Source organism: Oleiphilus sp. HI0125 (genome assembly GCF_001635355.1).
Genome location: NZ_LWGF01000679.1, coordinates 1 through 3,225, shown reverse-complemented (window position 1 = coordinate 3,225; position 3,225 = coordinate 1). Strand labels below are relative to the sequence as shown.

At 42.4% G+C, this 3,225-nt stretch carries 3 protein-coding genes; all 3 read left to right on the top strand.

Going from position 1 to position 3,225, the window contains the following annotated elements; translation table 11 throughout:
- The coding region (locus A3762_RS09780) for a response regulator (protein WP_231878780.1) at window positions 1-1,459 on the top strand (1,459 nt) is incomplete at its 5' end.
- 44 nt (window positions 1,460-1,503) lie between these two features.
- Complete coding sequence (locus A3762_RS09775) at window positions 1,504-2,904, top strand: TolC family protein (protein ID WP_068755207.1); 1,401 nt, start codon at window positions 1,504-1,506, stop codon at window positions 2,902-2,904.
- On the top strand, window positions 2,901-3,225 hold a 325-nt coding region (locus A3762_RS09770; RefSeq protein ID WP_197469177.1), incomplete at its 3' end, for an ABC transporter transmembrane domain-containing protein. The genes A3762_RS09775 and A3762_RS09770, both read left to right, overlap by 4 nt.

Sequence of the window (3,225 nt, the reverse complement as noted above, 5' to 3'; positions counted from 1 at the left end):
ATACGCGATGATCGGTTTTGAAATGCGCGGCATCACCACCACGATCAAAGGTGGTTTGCGCGTTTTAACCAAAGATACAGATGACCATGGTGTGTTCTTAGCGCATGAAATATCGATGGCTACGGATATGCTCGAAGAGTTGGCCGAGAACTTCAATCGCTTACTTTCATCGGGCCAAGCAGAAGGTGGCGAGTTTATCGACATTAATGCACTCCTCGCGAATTTATCTACATCCCTTGCAAGTAAGGTACGACGTAATAAATGCAAAATGGAAAGCTATATCGATCCGCACATTCCGAGTGTTGTGTTCGGAAACCAGATCGGCGTGTTCTGGACCCTGCTGTTCCACTTTTCAAATGCGATTACACAAATGAGCGACAAACACGCACTGCTGCTCGTTCAATGCCAGTCAGCTGAAAGCATCGATAAAATCGTATTGTCATTCGAGCTTCTCTTCAGCAATGAACTCAGTGCGCCGCTCGACGAAGTCTTAAATGCAAAGTGGTTTGAAGCTCAGAGCCTAGGCTCACGCTCCGAGTCTCAGCAGCTATTGGGCAGTGATGCACAACTGAAAGTGCAGTGGTTAGATTGTTTAGACGAATCGTCGCCGACACTCACTCAAGCCGAAAAGTTAGTCGTCAGTATTGAAGCAACGCCAAAAGTTTATCCTGAAAACGAAGCAATCCTTGAAGGAAAGAAAGTACTGTTATGTGGCGACTCGCCTCTGCAATTGGATATTCTCAGCCGCACAATTTCAGAGTCGGGTTGTGGTTTGGAATGGGCAAGCTCACCGAACGATATTTTCAAAGCGAGTGCCAAGGCACAGGAGTTTGATGCCTTTATCGTGACAGATACGGTACCAGGCATTGAGTTGAAGTCATTCTGTAAAACACTTAAATCTCGCTTGGCAAAAGTAAAAGGCAGTACACGTCTGCTGCTTTCTGTGTCGGATCCTGACTTGGTCGAAGACACCTACCAGCATGTCGATCATATATTCTATCGCCCCTCAGACAATAAAAGCTTTATCACCAAATTGATTCAGCAGATCGATCAAGAAGAGAGTAAAACCGCTGTGACAGACGAGCGCATACTCGTTGTTGAGGATGATCAAATTCAGCAAATCATTTTGGTTCAGCTATTAGAAGAATTCGGCATTAGTTGCGATACGGCAAATTCAGGGGAAGAAGCGCTGAAATGTTTAAAAGAAGCAAAACCAGCGATCATTTTTATGGACTGCATTATGCCCGGTATGGGCGGCATTGAAGCAACACGAAAGATACGTGCAAACCCCGATCAATATGGTGAACTGACCGTCATTGGTGCTACAGCACTCACGAGCAACAAAGATAAAAAAGAATGTATGGATGCTGGTATGGACTACATTATTGGCAAGCCATATAAAAACGAAGAAATCTTCAAGGTAATCAAAAACTACATGGCGGTACAAAAAATAAGTTAGCGCGTCCCCACAAGGTCTGTCGCGCAGGGAGATAATCAACACGAATGTTGAAGTTCGTTATAACTAAACTGATTTTACTTAGCCAGCTGGGCTATGTTCAGCAAAGCTATGCGGATAGTCTCGCCTCTGTGGTCGAACAAGCGGTCAACAATAATCTTGAAATCGCGAGTGCGCAAGCAGGCCTTGAAGCGAGCGAATACGATAAGTCGATCAGCCTTACTGAGTTTTTCCCAAGCCTTAGTGCTAGTGCCAATACAACCTGGAATGAATCCAACACAGAACAAGATCCGGGACCGGATATCGAAAACGAGTATAACGAGCATGGTTATCAGATCACACTTAACCAACGGTTATTCGATCTTGGCCGCCTATTTCGCTACAGCCAAGCACGTCAAGAATACACAATTGAACAGCTCAAGTTTGAACAAACACGTCAGGAGATTATTTCTAGCGCCTTCAATAACTACCTTGAAATCCTTCAGCTTTACACCCGCAGACTCGCAACAGAACATGAGTTAGATTCATCTAACACACTCTTACAACAGGTCAGTAAAAATGTCGAAGCAGGAAACACCCCCCGCTCGTCGCTATACGAGGCACAAGCAAAAGTGGGCAGCGTGAGCACTTTGTTAGTAGATCTACAGAAACGTATCGATATTGCAATCGCAAAACTACAAAAAGATGCCGGTTATCGTGCAAGCCCAACCTATGATATTGATCCGTCTATTTTAATTAGCGAAATTGATCAAGCCACCCTTTCGATTTACCTGAATCAATTGCGAGACTCCAATTTCGATATTTTGATTGCGTATCAAACACTTCAAAAAAGTAAGAGTAGCTTGAGTGAGACAAGATCAAAATTTTCTCCAACGATCAGTGCGGGTATAAACTACTCATACACTGATACGAATAACGCATCCTCTACTGTTCTGCCTGCCACTGGAGATAGTGATAACACGAGTTATCGAGTGACGCTCAACTTGCCAATCCTTATCGGTGGCGAGCGTTTCTTTGAGGCAAAAAAAGCTAAGCACCTAGTTCAACAATCACAGCTCGATTTTGACAATACCTATCAACAAGCAGAGCTTGATCTCAAACAAGCCGTATTAGAAGTCAATGCAAATGTTAAATCTGCCATATTGCTTAAACAAAACGTACAAGCAAATAAAGAGTCTTTCAAAGGACAAAAACGTGCCTATGAACTAGGAGAACGAACTTTGAGCGATGTGCTATCTGCCGAAAAATTGCTTTTTGATAGCCTCAGAGCCTTCTTTGACACTCAATATAACTATCTTAAGAATGTGGTTGAAATTCAGTCTTTACTCGGAAATTTAAGTTTAAAAATGGTCGCTAACATTAGTGCTCGAATGCGTCAATATGACTGGAGACAACGTCCAGAACTTGATTCTTTAATCAGAAGTATTGAGCAAGGAGGTGATGTATGAGATTTAAGCGCTTTCCAAAGCTCGGTTTAGAAGGAAGCTTTTATCTCATTTGTTGCTCAATTATCAGTACCTTACTTAACCTCGTACTACCATTTTCTATACTTATCATTTTTGATCGTATTTTACCTAATAGTGCACAATCTTCACTTTGGCTATTGTTTATTATTATTTTGCTTGCAGTGATTCTCGATGGCATTATCAGTCAAATAGAGCAAGTATTTGTTTCCCTTCAAATAAAACGCTTTGAATCGCATATTACAAAAGGCATATTCCATGCGATCTCACATGCAAATTTATCTCGTTTCAGTCAGCTCTCGAGTG

Bases quoted from the DNA above. Each gene is read 5' to 3' on its own strand.
- A3762_RS09775 (WP_068755207.1), top strand. From the start codon at position 1,504: ATGTTGAAGTTCGTTATAACTAAACTGATTTTACTTAGCCAGCTGGGC.